This window comes from Streptomyces lunalinharesii, from assembly GCF_039532155.1.
Taxonomy (GTDB): Bacteria; Actinomycetota; Actinomycetes; order Streptomycetales; family Streptomycetaceae; genus Streptomyces; species Streptomyces lunalinharesii.
On the sequence record NZ_BAAARK010000003.1, the window covers coordinates 100,066 to 117,712 of the forward strand.

Genomic DNA, 17,647 nt, shown 5'->3' on the forward strand with positions numbered 1-17,647 from the left:
GTCTTAGAACGTTCTTAAGGCGGCCGACGAGCGTGGCGGCCATGCGCACACCACTCTCGGTCGTGATCGGTGCGGGCGGCACCGGCGGCCACATCTATCCCGGACTCGCCCTCGCCGACGCGCTGCGTCGGGCCGTACCGGACGCGGAGATCTCCTTCGTGGGGACCGACCGCGGACTGGAGACACGGTTGATCCCGCAGGCCGGCTACCGGCTGCACACCGTCGACATGATCCCGTTCGACCCGGCGCTGGGCGCCCGGCGCTACCTGCTGCCGGCCGCGCTGCTGCGCTCCGGCGCCCAGTGCCGGGCGATCCTGCGCGACCAGCGGGCCCAGGTCGCCGTCGGCATGGGCGGCTACCCGAGCGCCCCGGTGATCGTCGGGGCCCGGATGGCGGGACTGCCCAGCCTGATCCACGAGTCCAACGCGGTGCCCGGCCGGGCCAACAAGTTCGCCGCCCGGCTCACCCCGCACATCGCGCTGGCCTTCGACCGCAGCCGGCCCCACCTGGCGGGCGGCGAGCGCGCCGAGACGGTGGGGATGCCGCTGTCCGGGCCGTTGGCCGCGCTGGACCGGGTGGCCCTGCGGCCGGTCGCCCGCCGGGCCCTGGGCGTCCCCGACGAGGCCCGGCTGGTCGTGGTCAACGGCGGCAGCCTGGGCGCCGCCCGGCTCACCGAGGCCGCCGTCGACCTCGCGGGCCGCTACCTGAGCCGGACCGGCCTGCGGCTGCTGATCAAGACCGGGCCGGCGGCGCTGGACGCCGCCCGGGCCGCCCTGGAGGCGAACGGCGGGGCCGCGGTCGCCACGGCGGTGCCGTACCTGGACCGGATGGACCTGGCGTACGCGGCGGCCGACCTGGTGCTGTGCCGGGCCGGTTCGGCGACCGTCGCCGAACTCGCCACGATCGGCATGCCGGCCGTCCTCGTCCCCTACCCGCACGCGCCCGGCGACCACCAGACGCACAACGCCCGGGTGCTCTCCGACGCCGGGGCGGCGCTGCTGCTGCCCGACGGCGAGGTCACCGGCGCGCGGCTGGACGCCCTGGTCACGCCGCTGCTGGCCGACCCGGCGCGGCTCGCCGCGATGGGCGCGGCCGCCGACCCCGGCACGCACGCGCGGGCCGCGGACCTGCTGGCCGCCCGGACCCTGGCGCTGGCCGGCCACCCCGACGCACACCACTTCGTCACCACCCAGAAGGAGTCAGCATGAGCACGAGCAGTACGAGCAGCGCCGCGTCCCGGTCGTGGGCCGGCCGGAAGGTCCTGGTCACCGGGGCCGAGGGGTTCATCGGTTCGACGCTGGTGGACCTGTTGGTGGCGGCCGGCGCCGAGGTGCGCGCGTTCGTCCACTACAAGCCGTACGGGGAGAAGGGCAACCTCGCCCGCTACCTGGAGCCGGGCGGCCCGGTCGAGATGCTCGCCGGGGACATCCGGGACGCCGGCCGGGTGATGGACGCCGTCGCCGGCTGCGACACGGTCTTCCACCTGGCCGCGCTGATCGGCATCCCGTACAGCTACGACTCGCCGGGCGCCTACGTGCAGACCAACGTGGTGGGCACGGAGAACGTCGCGGAGGCGTGCCGTCGGCACGGGGTGCGACGGATGGTGCACACCTCCACCAGCGAGGTCTACGGGACCGCACGCACCGCGCCGATCGGCGAGGACCACCCGCTCCAGCCGCAGTCCCCGTACTCCGCCTCCAAGATCGGCGCGGACATGATGGCGCTGTCGCACTGGCACGCCTTCGAGCTGCCGGTGACGGTGGTGCGGCCGTTCAACACCTACGGGCCCCGGCAGTCCGCCCGCGCGGTGATCCCGACGATCCTGGCCCAACTGCACGCCGGCGCCCGGCAGATCAAGCTCGGTTCGCTCACCCCGACCCGGGACTTCACCTACGTCACCGACACCGCGGCCGGCTTCCTGGCGCTGGCCGACTGCGACCGGGCCCTGGGACAGGTCGTCAACCTCGGCAGCGGCCAGGAGATCACCATCGGGGCGCTGGCCGAGGCGCTGATCGCGGCCTCCGGGCGGGACGCCGAGGTGGTGGTGGACGCCGCGCGGCTGCGGCCCTCCGGCAGCGAGGTGGAGCGGCTGCTGTCGGACAACTCCCGGGCCCGCGACTGGGCTTCGTGGCAGCCGGAGGTCACCCTCAAGGAGGGGCTGGCGCGCACGTCGGAGTGGGTGGCCGAGCACCTGCACCTGTTCCGGGCGGACCGTTACCAGGTGTGAGGCGGGGCCGGGCCGGTGCCGGGGCTACTGCCCCAGCCCGGCCAGGCCCGTCAGCAGCAGGATGGTGAACTGCCGGGCCCAGCCGGTGTCCACCGGCTCGGCGCTGACCAGCAGCCGGTGCACCACGGCCCCGGCGATCACGTCGAAGATCAGTCCCACGGTGCGTTCGGCGGCCCGTTCACCCTCGGGTCCGCAGGCGTCCGGCGGCAGTTCGCCGCGTGCCTGCGCCCGCGAGCGGCCCAGCAGCACCAGCCGTTTCTGCCGTTCGACGATCGCCGAGCGGATCCGCTCGCGCAGCGCGTCGTCGGTGGTGGACTCGGCGACCACCGCCATCAGCGCGGTCTTGGTCTCGGGCCGGGCAAGCAGGGTGCCGAACTGGAGCACCACGCCCTCGATGTCCGACTGGAGGCAGCCCCGGTCGGGGAGTTCCAACTCGTCGAAGAGGACCGCGACGGCGTCCACGACCAGTTCGCTCTTGTTGGCCCAGCGGCGGTAGAGGGTGGTCTTGGCGACCCCGGCGCGGGCGGCGACCTCGCCCATGGTGAGTCCGCCCCAGCCGACGTCGACGAGCGCGGCGCGGGTGGCGTCGAGGATCGCGTGATCGGTCTCGACGCTGCGGGGGCGGCCCGGGCGGCCTTTCGCGGGGTGGGCGGACTGCTGCATGCGGGCGACCATACCGGCCAGTAGGGCATCGGGACCCGGTGCGTCACCGCGGTCCGTGAGGGAGATCACCCGGCGGCCGGCGGGAAGTGCTTGCCGGCCGGGGGCGGCCCCGAGTTACGCTACGACCTGTAGCGAAAGAGCGATGACCACTGGCCGTGGGTGGGGACCCATGGCCGCACGCGCAACGGCCCTTCGGGGCCGAGACCGGGCTCCGGATTCCGGGCGCGCACCGCATTCCAGCGGGGCGTGCCGGCGGACGGCGGGCCCGCTTTCCGGATCGCTTTCCGGAACCGGTCGCTCAGGGGGGAGGATGGACCCATGCAGCCACGCAACATGTCCATGAGTGGAGTCGTCGACCTCGCAGCGGTGAAGGCGGCCGGGGAAGCGAAGCAGAAGGCCGAGCAGGCCCGCGCCGAGGCCGCCCGCACGGGCGCGGCGCCGGCCGGTGCCACCCGCCTGGTGTTCGACGTCGACGAGGCGGGGTTCCAGGAGGACATCCTCCAACGGTCCACCGAGGTCCCGGTTGTCATCGACTTCTGGGCCGAGTGGTGCGAGCCGTGCAAGCAGCTCGGACCGCTGCTGGAGAACCTCGCGGCGGAGTACGCCGGCAAGTTCGTCCTCGCCAAGATCGACGTCGACGCCAACCAGATGCTGTTCCAGCAGTTCGGGGTGCAGGGCATCCCGGCGGTGTTCGCGGTCGTCGCGGGCCAGCCGATCCCGCTCTTCCAGGGCGCGGTCCCCGAGGGCCAGCTCCGCCAGGTGCTGGACCAGCTGGTGCAGGTCGCCGAGCAGCAGTTCGGCATCGTCGGCGTGCCGGTGGACCCGGCGGCGGCCGAGGAGACCGAGGTCGCGGCGGAGCCGCCGGTCGGCCCGTACGACGCGGCGCTGACCGCGGCGGCCGACGCGCTGGACGCCGGTGACCTCGACGGCGCCATCCGCGCCTACCACAACGTCCTCGCCGACGACCCGACCAACCCGGAGGCCAAGCTCGGCCTGGCCCAGGCCGAACTCCTGAAGCGGGTGCAGGGCCTCAACCCGCAGACCGTCCGGCAGGAGGCCGCGGACCGTCCGGCCGACGTCCAGGCGCAGATCACGGCCGCGGACCTGGACCTGGTGGGCGGCCACGTCGAGGACGCCTTCGGGCGCCTGGTCGACGCCGTGCAGCGGACGGCCGGCAACGACCGGGAGGCCGTGCGGGTCCGGCTGCTGGAGCTGTTCGAGGTGATCGGCGCCGACGATCCGCGGGTGACGAAGGCGCGCACCGCTCTGGCGCGCGTGCTGTTCTGACCCCGCACTCCTCTCCCGCCCCCTGAGCCCCACCCCAGAAGGCGGCGCTACGCGCCCACTTGCCCGTGGGTCCGGCGCTTTCCCGGGGAATATCCGTCCTGGCCCGGTTCTGCCCCGCGGGAACTCCCGCGCGCGCGTCCGGCAAACGGAACAGCGGCCACGCTTTGCCGAAACTTGGTAAAGGTGGCCGCTGTTACTTGGAGTAAGTCCAGGCGACCAATTTGCCGGCGTCTGAGGCTAATTGTCCCTTGTTTGGTCATCGTTAGTGACGACGGTGCGTGCGCGGGTGATCTCCGAGCGTCGCGGCGTGGTTATCGGCCCGTTACCCGCAAGTAACGAGGGCCTTGTGCGGCGGCCGGGAATGCACGACGATCGGCCACGCTCGGTCCATTTCCCGCAGTCCGGCATCCGGTCGGCGCAGCGGGGTACTTGGGTCCCCACCGAGTGGGTCGGCGGCAGTGGCGCCGGCCCTGGACAGGGGGGTCTTTGCCGTTCGGCAGAGCCTGTCCGGTGAGGTTGCGCGAGAGCGTGGCCAGTGGTTGTCGCTCGGGGGTGATCGCCGGTGTTCGGAAACACGCTGTGCCTCCGAGACGGGCGCTCTCCTTCCCGAGGACGTAGCACTTCTCCCATCCCAGGTACGGCCTCCCTCAAATGGGGCGGTGCGTACCGGAGATGTACGTCCGAGAAGGAGGAAAGTCATGGAGTCCCTGACTCGTGGCGGGACCAGATGGAAGCGGTTCGCCGTCGTCATGGTGCCGAGCGTCGCGGCCACCGCCGCGATCGGCGTCGCCCTTTCGCAGGGTGCCCTGGCGGCGTCGTTCAGCGTGTCCGGCCAGCAGTTCAAGGTCAGCACGGACCGGTTGGACGGCACGGGCTTCGTGCAGTACGGCGCGGTCGACGCCCAGAAGGACGGCAAGAACGTCCCGGTGGCGGTCTCGGCGTTCTCCAACGCCAAGATCCGTAACCTGTGCCAGTCCGTCGTCGTGCCGGTCCCGGTCTTCGGCGACGTGTCGATGCAGCTCCGGGCCGGTGGTGGTGACACGCCGGTCGTGGCGAAGAACCTCTACATCGACCTGGACCAGCTCAGCGCGGACGCGACCTTCAGCAACATCAACATCGGTGTTGCCGCGGGGTCGTCGACCAAGGGTCCCGGCATCAAGGAGGGCGACAAGGCCGATCCCGGCTCCTTCGCCCAGGAGGCCGACAAGGCCGTCCTGACCGGTGTCAAGCAGCGTGCCTGGGCCACCACGGCCGGCACCTTCAAGCTCAGTGGCCTCAAGATGAGCGTCACCAAGGGCAAGAACGAGTGCTACTGACGCACTGAGCGTACGGGCGCGGGGTAGGCAGTCGCGGCGTGAGCCGTTCCCCGTGCCCGTACGCCGGGTAGCGCTGGAAGTACCCACGGATCCACCGATTTGCCAGTCCCGAGGAGCCGGACGACATGAGTGACTGGAGCATGGGGGACGCCCCGGCCGGAGGCTGGGGGAGAGTCATCAACAGGTACGCGCGGCGCGCATGCGGGACCGCCGACCGTAGGGAGGCTGGCGCATGAGCGCAGAGCGACCACAGCTGAACGAGACCCTCGGCCGGAAGCGGCAGGCCTTCCGGGAGTGGCGTGGGCAACGCCCGTTCTGGGGCGGCCTGCTGACCCTCCTCGCCGGCGTCCCGATCATGTACATCCCCTACGCGAACCTCACCATCGGTTCCCTCACCGTCCGCATGGCGACCACGGCCGGCGCCGGTTCGCTGATCATCGGCGTGCTGCTGGTGGTGCTCGGCCTGACCATGTGGTTCCAGCCGGTTTCGCGGGTCTTCGCCGGTGTTGCGGCGATCCTGCTCTCGCTGGTCTCCCTGGTCGTCTCGAACTTCGGCGCCTTCCTGATCGGCTTCCTGCTGGGGCTGATCGGCGGTGCGCTGAGCGTCTCCTGGGCGCCGGGCAAGCCCGTGCAGGGCGAGGACGGGTCGGGCGAGCCGGACCGCGTCGTCGGACCGGTGGTCGCCACCAACCCCGCTCCGGCGGTCGGTGGTCCCGGGTTGGGCAACGGACTGGACGACCTGTCAGGAACGAGCCCGACCAACGGAAGGAACGGGAGGCACCGTGCCGGGTGACCAGCTGCCGGAGGGGGCACCCCCGCCGGAGGCAGGGGAAGGATCGGCAGCCACCGGGGCGAGAGGCGGGCCGCGGCACGCGGCGCCCCGCAAGCCGCTGCTGACCCGCCTGCATGTGCCCGCGGGCAAGGCGATCGCCATCGCGGCGATGCCGTCGGCCGTCCTCATGGGCATGGGGCTGACGCCCCAGATGGCGATCGCCAAGCCGGCGCCGCCCGAGAGCCCCTTCAGGAACGGTCCCTGCGTCACCGCCCCGGACACGTCCGGCCAGGACGCCAAGGCCAAGGACGACGCCAAGGCCAAGGACGCCAAGGGCGCCAAGGACCAGAAGGACGCCGGCAAGGACGCCGGCAAGGACGGCAAGCCGTCGGCGGACCCGTCCGCCTCGCCCTCGCCGTCACCGTCCGCCAGCAAGGACGCGAGCACCACCAAGCCGTCGGCGGACCCGTCCGCCGACGCGACCCCGTCGCCCTCCGCCTCCCCGGAGAAGAAGGACGACGGCGGACTGCTGGGCGGCATCGGCGACGCGCTCGGCGGCCTCTTCGGCGTGCACAAGAAGTCCGAGGAGCCGACGGCCACGCCGAGCCCCTCGCCGTCCGCGTCCGCCACGAAGTCCCCGTCGCCCTCGGCCGACCCGTCCGCCGGGGACGCGGCGTCCAAGGGCTCCGGGCCCGGCCTGGACGAGGTCACCAAGCCGGTCGGCGACGCGCTCAAGAACCCGTCGAAGGCGGTCAACGACACCGTGCACGGCGCCGTCGGCACGGTCGACAACGCCCTGCCCGGCGGCGGGCTGGACGGCAAGGACGCCAGCGGCAAGCCCGGTTACCCCTGCGTCGTCGAGAACAAGCAGGCCGGCAAGAACGAGCAGACGCCGGTCACCCTGCCCGACCTGCCCTGGCACCTGGAGTCCACCGGGCTCACCCTGCGCGGGCTGGACTACGTGGGCGTCGTCAACGTCACGACGCAGAACGGCCACAGCAAGCAGGTCCTGAAGTTCACCGCCGACAGCATCGACATCGCCGACCTGCACCAGATCGTCGACGACCCGGCGTCGGGCAAGCACTACCACGTGCGCTCGACACCGGGCTCCACGTCCACCATCCGCGACGGCAAGGTGACGCTCTACACCGAGCGGCTCCAGGGCAACCTCTTCGGTCTGATCCCGATCGTCTTCGACCCGGAGCACCCGCCGCCGATCAACGTCCCGTACGCCTACTTCAGCAAGGTGAAGCTGGACCAGGCGGGCCAGTTCGGCGGCAACCTGCACATCCCGGGCATGCGGGTGTCCATCGAGGACTGACCCGGCCGGCGACCGTGCTGCAACAGCCGAGAACGGCGGTGGGCCGCCCCCTGGTGAAGGGGGCGGCCCACCGCCGTTCGTGCGGGGCGGCGCGTCAGGCGCGCTGGCCGCCGAGGTGGTGCACCCGGACCATGTTGGTGGTGCCGGGGACGCCGGGGGGCGAACCGGCGGTGATGATCATGGTGTCGCCCTGGTTGTAGCGCTGGAGCTTGAGCAGCTCGGCGTCGACCAGGTCGACCATCGCGTCGGTGTTGTCGACGTGCGGCACGACGAAGGCGTCCACGCCCCAGCTCAGGGCGAGCTGGTTGCGGGTGGCGACGTCGGTGGTGAAGGCCAGGATCGGCTGGGCGGCGCGATAGCGCGAGAGCCGGCGGGCGGTGTCACCGGACTTGGTGAACGCCACCAGGGCCTTGCCGTCGAGGAAGTCGGCCATCTCGCAGGCCGCGCGGGCCACCGCACCGCCCTGCGTGCGCGGCTTCTTGCCGGGCACCAGCGGCTGCAGGCCCTTGGAGAGCAGCTCCTCCTCGGCCGCCTCGACGATCTTCGACATCGTCTTGACGGTCTCGATCGGGTACTGGCCCACCGAGGACTCCGCGGAGAGCATCACCGCGTCGGCGCCGTCGAGGATGGCGTTGGCGACGTCGGACGCCTCGGCGCGGGTCGGCCGCGAGTTGGTGATCATCGACTCCATCATCTGGGTCGCGACGATCACCGGCTTGGCGTTCCGGCGGCACAGCTCGACCAGCCGCTTCTGCACCATCGGGACCTTCTCCAGCGGGTACTCCACCGCCAGGTCGCCACGGGCCACCATCACCGCGTCGAAGGCCATCACGACCTCCCGCATGTTGGCGACCGCCTGCGGCTTCTCGACCTTGGCGATGACCGGGACCCGGCGGCCCACCTCGTCCATGACGCGGTGCACGTCCTGGACGTCCTTGGCGTCCCGCACGAAGGACAGCGCGACCATGTCGCAGCCCATGTGCAGGGCGAACTTCAGGTCCTCGATGTCCTTCTCGGACAGCGCCGGGACGTTGACCGCGGCGCCGGGCAGGTTGATGCCCTTGTGGTCGGAGATGACACCGCCCTCGATGACGATGGTGCGCACCCGCGGGCCGTCGATCTCGACGACCTGGAGGGCGACGTTGCCGTCGTTGATCAGGATCGGGTCGCCCTTGGAGACGTCGCCGGCCAGGCCCTTGTAGGTGGTGCCGCAGAGGTGCTTGTCACCGGGGACGTCCTCGGTGGTGATGACGAACTCGTCCCCGCGGACCAGCTCGACCGGGCCCTCGGCGAAGGTCTCCAGGCGGATCTTGGGGCCCTGGAGGTCGGCCAGCACGCCGACGGCGCGGCCGGTCTCCTCGGCGGCCTTGCGGAGGCGGTGGTACCGCTCCTCGTGCTCCGAGTGGGTCCCGTGGCTCATGTTGAAGCGGGCCACGTTCATGCCGGCCTCGATCAGCGTCTTCAGCTTCTCGTAGGAGTCGACGGCGGGGCCCAGGGTGCAGACGATTTTGGAACGGCGCATGTCTCGATCCTATCGGTTTGTTTCGGAGCGGAATATTTCGCTCTGCTTCAAAGGCCCTTTAGCCGAGGAGAGGCGACGCGGGCGAAGCGGGCGCACTCCCGCGGCACTACCCGCGGGAGCGCGCCTCACGAGGCGGTGACCAGGGCGTATGTCTGGCGGGCGATCTCCAGTTCCTCGTCGGTGGGCACCACGGCGACCGCGACCCGGGCGTAGTCGGGCGAGATCAGCCGCGGCTCGTCGGACCGCACGGCGTTGAGCGAGGCGTCCACCGCCATGCCCAGCTCCTCCAGACCGGCGATCGCGGCGGCCCGGACCGGGGCGGCGTTCTCGCCGACGCCCGCGGTGAAGGCCACCGCGTCGACCTTGCCGAGGACCGCGGTGTAGGCGCCGAGGTACTTCTTCAGCCGGTGGACGTAGATGTCGAAGGCGAGCGCGGCGCGCTCGTCGCCCTCGTCGATCCTGCGGCGGATCTCCCGCATGTCGTTGTCGCCGCACAGCCCGAGCAGACCGCTCTTCTTGTTGAGCAGCTCGTCGATCTCGTCCGCGGACATCCCGGCCACCCGCTTGAGGTGGAAGGTCACCGCCGGGTCGATGTCACCGGAGCGGGTGCCCATGACCAGGCCCTCCAGCGGGGTCAGCCCCATGGAGGTGTCCACGCAGCGGCCGCCCCGGACCGCGGAAGCGGAGGCGCCGTTGCCCAGGTGCAGCACGATCACGTTGACCTCCTCGGGCGCCTTGCCGAGCAGTTCGGCGGTGCGGCGGGAGACGTAGGCGTGCGAGGTGCCGTGGAAGCCGTAGCGGCGGATGCGGTGCGCGTCGGCGGTCTCCACGTCGATGGCGTAGCGGGCCGCGGACTCCGGCATCGTGGTGTGGAAGGCGGTGTCGAAGACCGCGACCTGCGGGAGGTCGGGGCGCAGTGCCTGGGCGGTGCGGATCCCGACGATGTTGGCCGGGTTGTGCAGCGGGGCCACCGGCACCAGCCGCTCGATCTCCTTGAGCACCGCCTCGTCGATCACGGTCGGCGCGGTGAACTTCAGCCCGCCGTGCACCACCCGGTGTCCGATCGCGGCCAGCTCCGGGGAGTCCAGCCCGAGCCCGTCGGCGGCCAGCTCCTCGGCCACCGCCTTCAGTGCGGCCTGGTGGTCGGCTATCGGGCCGGTGGTCTCCCGGGTCTGGCCGCCGGCGGCCAGCGGGGTGTGGGCCAGGCGCGATGTCGCCTCACCGATCCGCTCGACCAGGCCGACGGCCAGGCGCGCACCCGCGGAGTCGCCGTCCGCGGCCTTCCCCATGTCGAGCAGTTGGTACTTCACCGACGAGGAGCCGGAGTTGAGGACGAGGATGCGGGTGGCGTTGGCAGTCATGGAGGGGCTTTCCGATGGGGGGCGGGGTCAGGCGGTGGGGCCGGCGCCGGGCTGGGCGCCCTGGGCCTGGATCGCGGTGATGGCGACGGTGTTGACGATGTCCTGGACGAGGGCGCCGCGCGAGAGGTCGTTGACCGGCTTGCGCAGGCCCTGGAGGACCGGGCCGACCGCGACCGCGCCGGCGGAGCGCTGGACGGCCTTGTAGGTGTTGTTGCCGGTGTTGAGGTCCGGGAAGATCAGCACGGTGGCCTTGCCGGCGACCTCGGACTCCGGGAGCTTGGTCTGCGCGACCGCCGCGTCCACCGCCGCGTCGTACTGGATCGGGCCCTCGACCAGCAGGTCCGGGCGCCGCTCGCGGACCAGCTCGGTGGCCTTGCGGACCTTGTCGACGTCGGCGCCGGAGCCGGAGGTGCCGGTGGAGTACGACAGCATCGCGATCCGCGGCTCCACGCCGAACCGGGCGGCGGTGGTGGCGGACTGGATGGCGATGTCGGCCAGCTGCTCGGCGTTCGGGTCCGGGTTGACCGCGCAGTCGCCGTAGACCAGTACGCGGTCGGCCAGGCACATGAAGAACACCGACGAGACGATCTGGGCGCCCGGCGTGGTCTTGATGATCTCGAAGGCCGGCCGGATGGTGGCGGCGGTGGAGTGCACCGCACCGGAGACCATGCCGTCGGCCAGGCCCTCCTGCACCATCAGCGTGCCGAAGTAGGAGACGTCGGCGACCACGTCGTAGGCCAGCTCGTAGCTGACGCCCTTGTGGGAGCGGATCGTGGCGTACAGCTCGGCGAACCGCTCGCGCAGCGCGGAGGTATGCGGGTCGATGATCTGGGCGTCCGCCAGGTCGATCGCCAGGTCGGCGGCGCGCTTGCGGATCGCCTCCTCCTCGCCCAGCAGCGTCAGCTCGCAGACGTCGCGGCGCAGCAGCACGTCGGCGGCGCGCAGCACCCGCTCCTCGGTGCCCTCGGGCAGGACGACCCGGCGGCGGCCGGTGCGGGACCGCTCGATCAGCTCGTGCTCGAACATCATCGGGGTGACCCGGCCGGAGCGGGCGACCGAGATCCGCTCGGTCAGCTCGCCGGTGTCCACGTGCCGCTCGAAGAGGCCGAGCGCGGTCTCCGCCTTGCGCGGCGAGGCGGCGTTCAGCTTGCCCTCGACGGCGAACAGCTCGGCGGCGGTCGGGAACGAGCCGCCCGGCACCGAGACGACCGGGGTGCCGGGCGCGAGGCGGGCGGCCAGCGCCATGATGTCGGGGCCGGGGCGCTCGTCGAGGGTGAGCACCACACCGGCGATCGGCGGGGCGCCGGCGCTGTGCGCGGCGAGCGAGCCGATGACGAGGTCGGCGCGGTCCCCGGGCGTGATCACCATGCAGCCGGGGGTGAGCGCCTTGAGGAAGGTCGTCAGCATCGCCCCGCCGAAGACGAAGTCCCGGGCGTCCCGGGCGAGCCCGGAGTCGTCGCCCAGCAGGATCTCGGCGCCGAGCGCCTGCACGATCTGGCCGACGGTCGGCGCGGACAGCGAGCCCTCCTCGGGCAGCGCGTAGCAGGGCACCGGCAGCCGGGCGGCGAGCCGCTCCACGACGGCCGTGCGCTGCTCGGGGGCGACGCGGTTGACGACCAGCGCGACGACGTCGCAGCCCAGCGTGGTGTAGGCGCGGTAGGCGTTGCGGGCCTCGGCGCGGACCGCTTCGGCGTCCTGGCCCTGGCCGCCGACGACGGGTATCACCGCGGCGCCGAACTCGTTGGCCAGCCGGGCGTTGAGCGCCAGCTCGTCCGGCAGGCTGGTGTCGGCGTAGTCCGAGCCGAGGACGAGGACGTACTCGTACTCCCGGGCCACCGCGTGGAAGCGGTCGACGAGCCGGGAGACCAGCGCGTCGGTGCCGCGCTCGGCCTGGAGGGCGGCGGCCTCCGGGTAGCTGACGCCGTAGACGGAGTCGGCGGGCTGGGTGAGGCGGTATCGGGCCCGCAGCAGCTCGTACAGGCGGTCGGGCCCGTCGTGGACCAGGGGCCGGAAGACCCCCACCCGGTCGACGTGGCGGGTCAGGAGCTCCATGACTCCCAACTCGACGACCTGGCGTCCGTCGCCGCGGTCGATACCGGTCACGTACACGCTGCGGGTCACGCGTGGTCTCCGTCCATCCGATGGCCGCGAGGCTCCGTGCTCGCGAGTTTTCCCTGCTCAGAAGGTCAAAATGGCCCGTTATTGTGGGCTTGCCCCTCTTGACAATACCTGCGCCGGTGGATAAGTCGCTCTCCCAGTTTCCCTGGGGCGCCGGGGCCGGGGACAGTGGGGGTGGTCGCTCGGGTGCGGCCCGGGTCGGCCGGCCCGTGAAACAATCGGACTGGCTCACACGAACCGACAGCGAGCACAGGAGACACAGCACGATGCGTATCGGAGTCCTCACCGCAGGCGGCGACTGTCCCGGCCTCAATGCTGTGATCCGGTCCGTCGTCCACCGTGCCCTCGCCGGGCACGGCGACGAGGTCATCGGCTTCGAGGACGGCTTCAAGGGTCTGCTCGACGGCCGCTTCCGCAAGCTCGACCTGGACGCGGTCAGCGGCATCCTCGCCCGCGGCGGCACCATCCTCGGCTCCGCCCGCCTGGAGCGCGCCCGGCTGCGCGAGGCGTGCGAGAGCGCCAAGGACTTCTCCCGCGAGTACGGGATAGACGTCCTGATCCCGATCGGTGGCGAGGGCACGCTGACCGCGGCGCGGATGCTCGCCGACGCCGGCATGCCGGTCGTCGGCGTCCCCAAGACCATCGACAACGACATCTCCTCCACGGACCGCACCTTCGGTTTCGACACCGCCGTCGGCGTGGCCACCGAGGCCGTCGACCGCCTCAAGACCACCGCGGAATCGCACCAGCGGGTGATGGTCGTCGAGGTCATGGGCCGGCACGCGGGCTGGATCGCGCTGGAGTCCGGGATGGCCGGCGGCGCCCACGGCATCTGCCTACCGGAGCGCGAGTTCGACGTCAACGACCTGGTGAAGATGGTCGAGGAGCGGTTCGCCCGGGGCAAGAAGTTCGCCGTGGTCTGCGTCGCCGAGGGCGCCCACCCGCTCGCCGGCACCATGGACTACAAGAAGGGCGCCATCGACCAGTTCGGCCACGAGCGGTTCTCCGGCATCGGCACCGCGCTCGCCCACGAACTGGAGCGGCGCCTGGGCAAGGAGGCCCGCCCGGTCATCCTCGGCCACGTCCAGCGCGGCGGCACCCCCACCGCCTACGACCGGGTGCTGGCCACCCGCTTCGGCTGGCACGCCGTCGAGGCCGCGCACCGCGGCGACTTCGGCAAGATGACCGCACTGCGCGGCACCGACATCGTGATGGCCCCGCTGGCCGACGCGATCACCGAGCTCAAGCGGGTCCCGGAGAGCCGCATGGACGAGGCCGAGTCGGTCTTCTGAGGCCCCGGGGCCCGCGTCCGGTTCCGAGCCGTCGGACGCGCCCGCCCCCGCAACACGCCGTCGGCGGCGCACCGTTGGGTGCGCCGCCGACGGCGTTTCGGCCCGTGGGCCGGTGCCTCACTGGGCGCCGATGGACTCCAGCACGTTCAGCCGGGCCGCCCGGCGGGCCGGCCACACCGCGGCCAGCACCCCGACGACCAGGGCGATCAGCAGGAACAGGCCGAGCCGGCCCCAGGGCAGCAGCATCTCGTAGTTCGGGAAGGACGAGCCGACCAGGCTGCCGCCGGCCCACGCCAGGAAGACGCCCAGGACCATGCCGAGGACCGCGCCGAAGAGCGAGATCACCACCGACTCCAGCCGGACCATCTGCTTGATGCCGCTGCGGGCCAGCCCGATGGCGCGCAGCATCCCGATCTCCCGGGTGCGCTCGAAGACCGACATGGCCAGGGTGTTCACCACGCCGACCACCGCGATGATCACGGCCATCCCGAGCAGCCCGTAGACCATGTTCACGATGGTGTCGATCTGCCCGGCGGTCTCCTTGCGCAGGTCGTCGCGGTCCTGGATCTTCAGCAGCGGGCTGTCGCCGAGCGCCTTGCGGATCTCCTTGACCAGCGCGGGGGACGTGCCGTTCGCCGTCTTCACCAGGAGTCGGTCGTTGCGGAGCCGGTCCAGGTGCGGGTCGACCACGGAGGTGGGCGCGAAGGACGCGCCGAGGACCTCGTTGTCGGCGTAGACGGCGCCGACCTTCAGTTCGGCCTTCTTCTTGTCGTAGAACTCGACCTTCACGGTGTCGCCGGCGTGCCAGCCGTGGTCCTTGGCGCCGCTCTCCGACACGGCGATCCCGCCGGCCTTGACCGCGTCCAACGACCCCTGGACAACGGTCAGTTTGGTGACCTTGCCGATCTGGTCCATGTCGGTGCCGCGCAGGAAACCGAACCCGCTGTCCGGTCCGGGGCCGGCGGCGGTGGAGAAGCCCGTGCCGCGGAGCGGAGCCATGGCCGCGACGCCGGGTATCTCGGCCACCTTCGCCGACAGCTTCGGGTCCAGGCCGACGTAGGTGGTGGTCTGGACCTGGTAGTCGGCGGTCAGCCCGCTCCCGGCCATCTTGTCCATCGCCGCCTGGGCGGAGTGCCCCGCCACCGTCATTCCGGTGATCAGGGTCAGGCCGATCATCAGCGCCGAGCCGGTCGCCGCCGTCCGCCGCGGATTGCGCAGCGCGTTCTCCTTGGCGAGCTTGCCGCTCACGCCGAAGAACCGGGAGGTGACCAGGCCGGCCAGCGAGACCAGCGGCCGGGACAGCAGCGGGGCCAGGATGATCGCGCCGGTCAGGGTCAGCATCGACCCGACCATGGCGATCGGCAGGTCGTCGCCGGAGGTGAGGGTGGAGACCCACAGCATCACCGCGACGCCGGCGCCGCCGACCAGCGCACCGAGGACGTTGCGCAGGACCAGGCTGCGCGGGGTCGGCGGCGCCTCGACGGTGCTCAGCGCCTCCACCGGAGCGATCCGCGCCGCCTTGCGGGACGGCAGCCAGGCGGCCAGGACGGTCACCAGCACGCCCACGGCCAAGGAGGCGAGCACCGTGGTCGGGCTGATCACCACGGGGCCGTCCGGGAAGCCCGCGCCGTTCGCGTCCAGCGCGGCCCGCAGCCCCACCGCGATCCCGGCGCCCAGCGCGAAGCCGACGACGGAGGAGACCAGCCCCAGCAGCGCGGCCTCGACGAGCACCGAACGCACCACCTGCCGGCGGGAGGCGCCCACCGCGCGCAGCAGCGCGATCTCGCGGCTGCGCTGGGAGATCAGCATGGTGAAGGTGTTGGCGATGATGAAGACGCCGACGAACAGCGCGATCCCGGCGAAGGTCAACAGGGTCTTGCTGAGCGCGCTGTTCTGCTCGGCGATCCGCCGGGCCTGCTCGGCCGCCAGCGCGCTCCCGCTCTTCGCCTCCGCACGCTCGGCGGGCAGCAGCGCGCGGACCTTGGCGGTCAGCGCCTGCTGATCGGTGCCGGGCGCGGCCGCGACCACCAACTCGTCGAACTGGCCCGGGTGCAGGTACAGCTTCTGCGCGGTGGCGGTGTCGAACAGCGCCAGGCTGCCGCCCGCGGTCACCGCCGGATCGTCGGTCGCCACGATGCCGACCAGCTTCTTCGTCAGCACCGGGCCGTCGGTGGCGAACCGCACGGTGTCGCCGACGTGCACCCCCGCGGCCTTCGCGGTGGTCTCGGCCAGCGCGATCTCGCCGCCGGAGGCCGGGCCGCGGCCCTGCGCCAGCGGATAGCGGCGGTCCTTGCCGTCCGCGTCCGGCTGGTAGTTGACGGCGAGGTTCTGCCAACCGTTGCCGATCGGCTCACCGTCCCGGCCGGCCAGCGTGGCCTCGCCGGTGACGTCGGAGCGCACCCACGTCACGCCCGGCAGGGCGCGGATCCGGTCGGCCAACCGCTGGTCGAGGGCGGTGGCCCGCTTGCCGTCCTTGGCCGGCTCCGGGCCGGCGCCGGGGGGTGACGTGGCCTGGACGGAGACGGCCACGTCCTTGAGGTTCTTGGCCGAGGCGTTCTTGATCGCCTCGCCGACGCTGTCGCTGAAGATCAGGGTGCCGGCGACGAAGGCGACGCCGAGCAGCACCGCGAGTGCGGTCATCAAGAGGCGGGCTTTGTGCGCGAGGACGTTGCGCAAGGCGGTGGTGAACATGATGGTGTGTCAGTCCTGGGTACGGGGCCGGTACGGGGCCGGGGCCGGGGCTCGGATGCGGGGCGGTCGCCGATCGACGCGGCGGCCGGCGGTGGGTGGGTCCGGCCGGCGGCTAGCTGGTCCGGCCGGCGGCCTCGAAGCGCCGCATCCGGTCCAGCACGGTGTCCGCGGTCGGGCCGGCCAGTTCGTCCACGATCCGGCCGTCCGCGAGGAAGACCACCCGGTCCGCGAAGGCGGCGGCGACCGGGTCGTGGGTGACCATCACCACCGTCTGGTCCATCGCCCGCACCGACTCCCGCAGGAAGCCCAACACCTCGGCGCCCGAGCGGGAGTCGAGGTTCCCGGTCGGCTCGTCCGCGAAGATGATCTCCGGCTGGGCGGCCAACGCCCGTGCCACCGCGACCCGTTGCTGCTGCCCTCCAGAGAGCTGCGCCGGCCGGTGCGAGAGTCGACCCGACAGGCCGACCGTCTCCACCACCCGGCCGACCCACTCCCGGTCCACGCGGCGGCCGGCTATGTCCATCGGCAGCGTGATGTTCTCCTGCGCGGTCAGCGTGGGCAGCAGGTTGAACGCCTGGAAGATGAAGCCGATCTTGTCGCGGCGCAGCCGGGTCAGCTGCTTGTCGTTGAGCGCGGCCAGTTCCACGTCGCCGATCCGCGCCGAGCCGGAGGTGACCGAGTCCAGTCCGGCCATGCAGTGCATCAGGGTGGACTTGCCCGAGCCGGACGGGCCCATGATCGCGGTGAAGCGGGCCCGGCCGAACTCCACGTCGACGGAGTCCAGCGCGACCACCCGGGTCTCGCCCTGGCCGTAGACCTTGCTCAGGCCCGTGGCGCGGGCGGCGACGGACGCGGTGGTGCTGGAGGGGAAGGCGGGGTGGGGGACGGCGGTGTGCGGCACCACAACTCCTGGGGCGACGGAAAGGACGGCGGACAGCGTGAAATCGCTCCGTCCATCCTCGACGCGGGAGACCGGCCCGGTCTTCGCCCGCAGGGACCGAAAGCCGGACCGGCCGGAAGTGCCACGCCCACCGCCCGCGTCATCCTCTGGACGGACGGCCGTCCGCCCGCAGGCCG

13 protein-coding genes are annotated in these 17,647 nt (G+C 72.0%); 7 read left to right on the plus strand and 6 right to left on the minus strand.

Going from position 1 to position 17,647, the window contains the following annotated elements; translation table 11 throughout:
- Nucleotides 1–41 precede the first annotated feature (41 nt).
- Both ABD385_RS06440 and ABD385_RS06445 read left to right on the plus strand, forming a co-directional pair.
- Complete coding sequence (locus ABD385_RS06440; protein WP_344574012.1) at nucleotides 42–1,208, plus strand: UDP-N-acetylglucosamine--N-acetylmuramyl-(pentapeptide) pyrophosphoryl-undecaprenol N-acetylglucosamine transferase; 1,167 nt, start codon at nucleotides 42–44, stop codon at nucleotides 1,206–1,208.
- Nucleotides 1,205–2,227, plus strand: coding sequence for a GDP-mannose 4,6-dehydratase (locus tag ABD385_RS06445; RefSeq protein WP_344574013.1), 1,023 nt, complete (start codon nucleotides 1,205–1,207; stop codon nucleotides 2,225–2,227). Before ABD385_RS06440 ends, ABD385_RS06445 begins: the two co-directional genes overlap by 4 nt.
- A 24-nt stretch (nucleotides 2,228–2,251) precedes the next feature.
- On the opposite strand, the gene ABD385_RS06450 is transcribed toward ABD385_RS06445, so the two are convergent.
- A complete protein-coding gene (locus ABD385_RS06450) occupies nucleotides 2,252–2,890 on the minus strand; it encodes a TetR/AcrR family transcriptional regulator (protein WP_344574014.1) in 639 nt (212 codons plus the stop codon).
- A gap of 318 nt (nucleotides 2,891–3,208) precedes the next feature.
- On the opposite strand from ABD385_RS06450, the gene ABD385_RS06455 reads away from it, so the two are divergent.
- From ABD385_RS06455 to ABD385_RS06470, 4 genes are all read left to right on the plus strand, one after another.
- Nucleotides 3,209–4,177, plus strand: coding sequence for a tetratricopeptide repeat protein (locus ABD385_RS06455; protein WP_344574015.1), 969 nt, complete (start codon nucleotides 3,209–3,211; stop codon nucleotides 4,175–4,177).
- Between the two features lie 698 nt (nucleotides 4,178–4,875).
- Entirely contained in the window at nucleotides 4,876–5,493 is a 618-nt protein-coding gene (locus ABD385_RS06460) for a DUF6230 family protein (RefSeq protein WP_344574016.1), read from the plus strand.
- A gap of 232 nt (nucleotides 5,494–5,725) precedes the next feature.
- Nucleotides 5,726–6,286, plus strand: a complete 561-nt coding sequence (locus ABD385_RS06465; RefSeq protein ID WP_344574017.1) for a DUF6114 domain-containing protein — start codon at nucleotides 5,726–5,728, stop codon at nucleotides 6,284–6,286.
- On the plus strand, nucleotides 6,276–7,586 hold the full coding sequence (locus ABD385_RS06470; protein WP_344574018.1) for a hypothetical protein: 1,311 nt from the start codon (nucleotides 6,276–6,278) through the stop codon (nucleotides 7,584–7,586). The genes ABD385_RS06465 and ABD385_RS06470 overlap by 11 nt, the downstream gene beginning before the upstream one ends.
- A gap of 94 nt (nucleotides 7,587–7,680) precedes the next feature.
- Here ABD385_RS06470 and pyk read toward each other — a convergent pair whose 3' ends face one another.
- The 3 genes from pyk to pta all read right to left on the minus strand — a co-directional run bounded on the left by pyk (nucleotide 7,681) and on the right by pta (nucleotide 12,590).
- Nucleotides 7,681–9,108 carry a pyruvate kinase gene (gene pyk, locus ABD385_RS06475; RefSeq protein WP_344574019.1) on the minus strand — a complete coding sequence of 476 codons (1,428 nt, stop codon included), beginning with the start codon at nucleotides 9,106–9,108 and terminating at the stop codon, nucleotides 7,681–7,683.
- A gap of 125 nt (nucleotides 9,109–9,233) precedes the next feature.
- Nucleotides 9,234–10,469: an acetate kinase gene (locus ABD385_RS06480; RefSeq protein ID WP_344574020.1), complete on the minus strand. Its 1,236-nt coding sequence runs from the start codon at nucleotides 10,467–10,469 to the stop codon at nucleotides 9,234–9,236.
- A gap of 27 nt (nucleotides 10,470–10,496) precedes the next feature.
- Nucleotides 10,497–12,590, minus strand: a complete 2,094-nt coding sequence (gene pta / locus ABD385_RS06485; RefSeq protein WP_344574021.1) for a phosphate acetyltransferase — start codon at nucleotides 12,588–12,590, stop codon at nucleotides 10,497–10,499.
- Between the two features lie 263 nt (nucleotides 12,591–12,853).
- On the opposite strand from pta, the gene ABD385_RS06490 reads away from it, so the two are divergent.
- The gene (locus tag ABD385_RS06490) at nucleotides 12,854–13,879 is read left to right on the plus strand and encodes an ATP-dependent 6-phosphofructokinase (RefSeq protein ID WP_344574022.1); all 1,026 of its coding nucleotides are present in this window, start codon (nucleotides 12,854–12,856) and stop codon (nucleotides 13,877–13,879) included.
- 117 nt (nucleotides 13,880–13,996) lie between these two features.
- Here ABD385_RS06490 and ABD385_RS06495 read toward each other — a convergent pair whose 3' ends face one another.
- Together ABD385_RS06495 and ABD385_RS06500 are read right to left on the minus strand one after the other, a co-directional pair.
- On the minus strand, nucleotides 13,997–16,570 hold the full coding sequence (locus tag ABD385_RS06495; protein WP_344574023.1) for an ABC transporter permease: 2,574 nt from the start codon (nucleotides 16,568–16,570) through the stop codon (nucleotides 13,997–13,999).
- Between the two features lie 112 nt (nucleotides 16,571–16,682).
- Nucleotides 16,683–17,471: an ABC transporter ATP-binding protein gene (locus tag ABD385_RS06500; RefSeq protein WP_344574024.1), complete on the minus strand. Its 789-nt coding sequence runs from the start codon at nucleotides 17,469–17,471 to the stop codon at nucleotides 16,683–16,685.
- Nucleotides 17,472–17,647 lie beyond the last annotated feature (176 nt).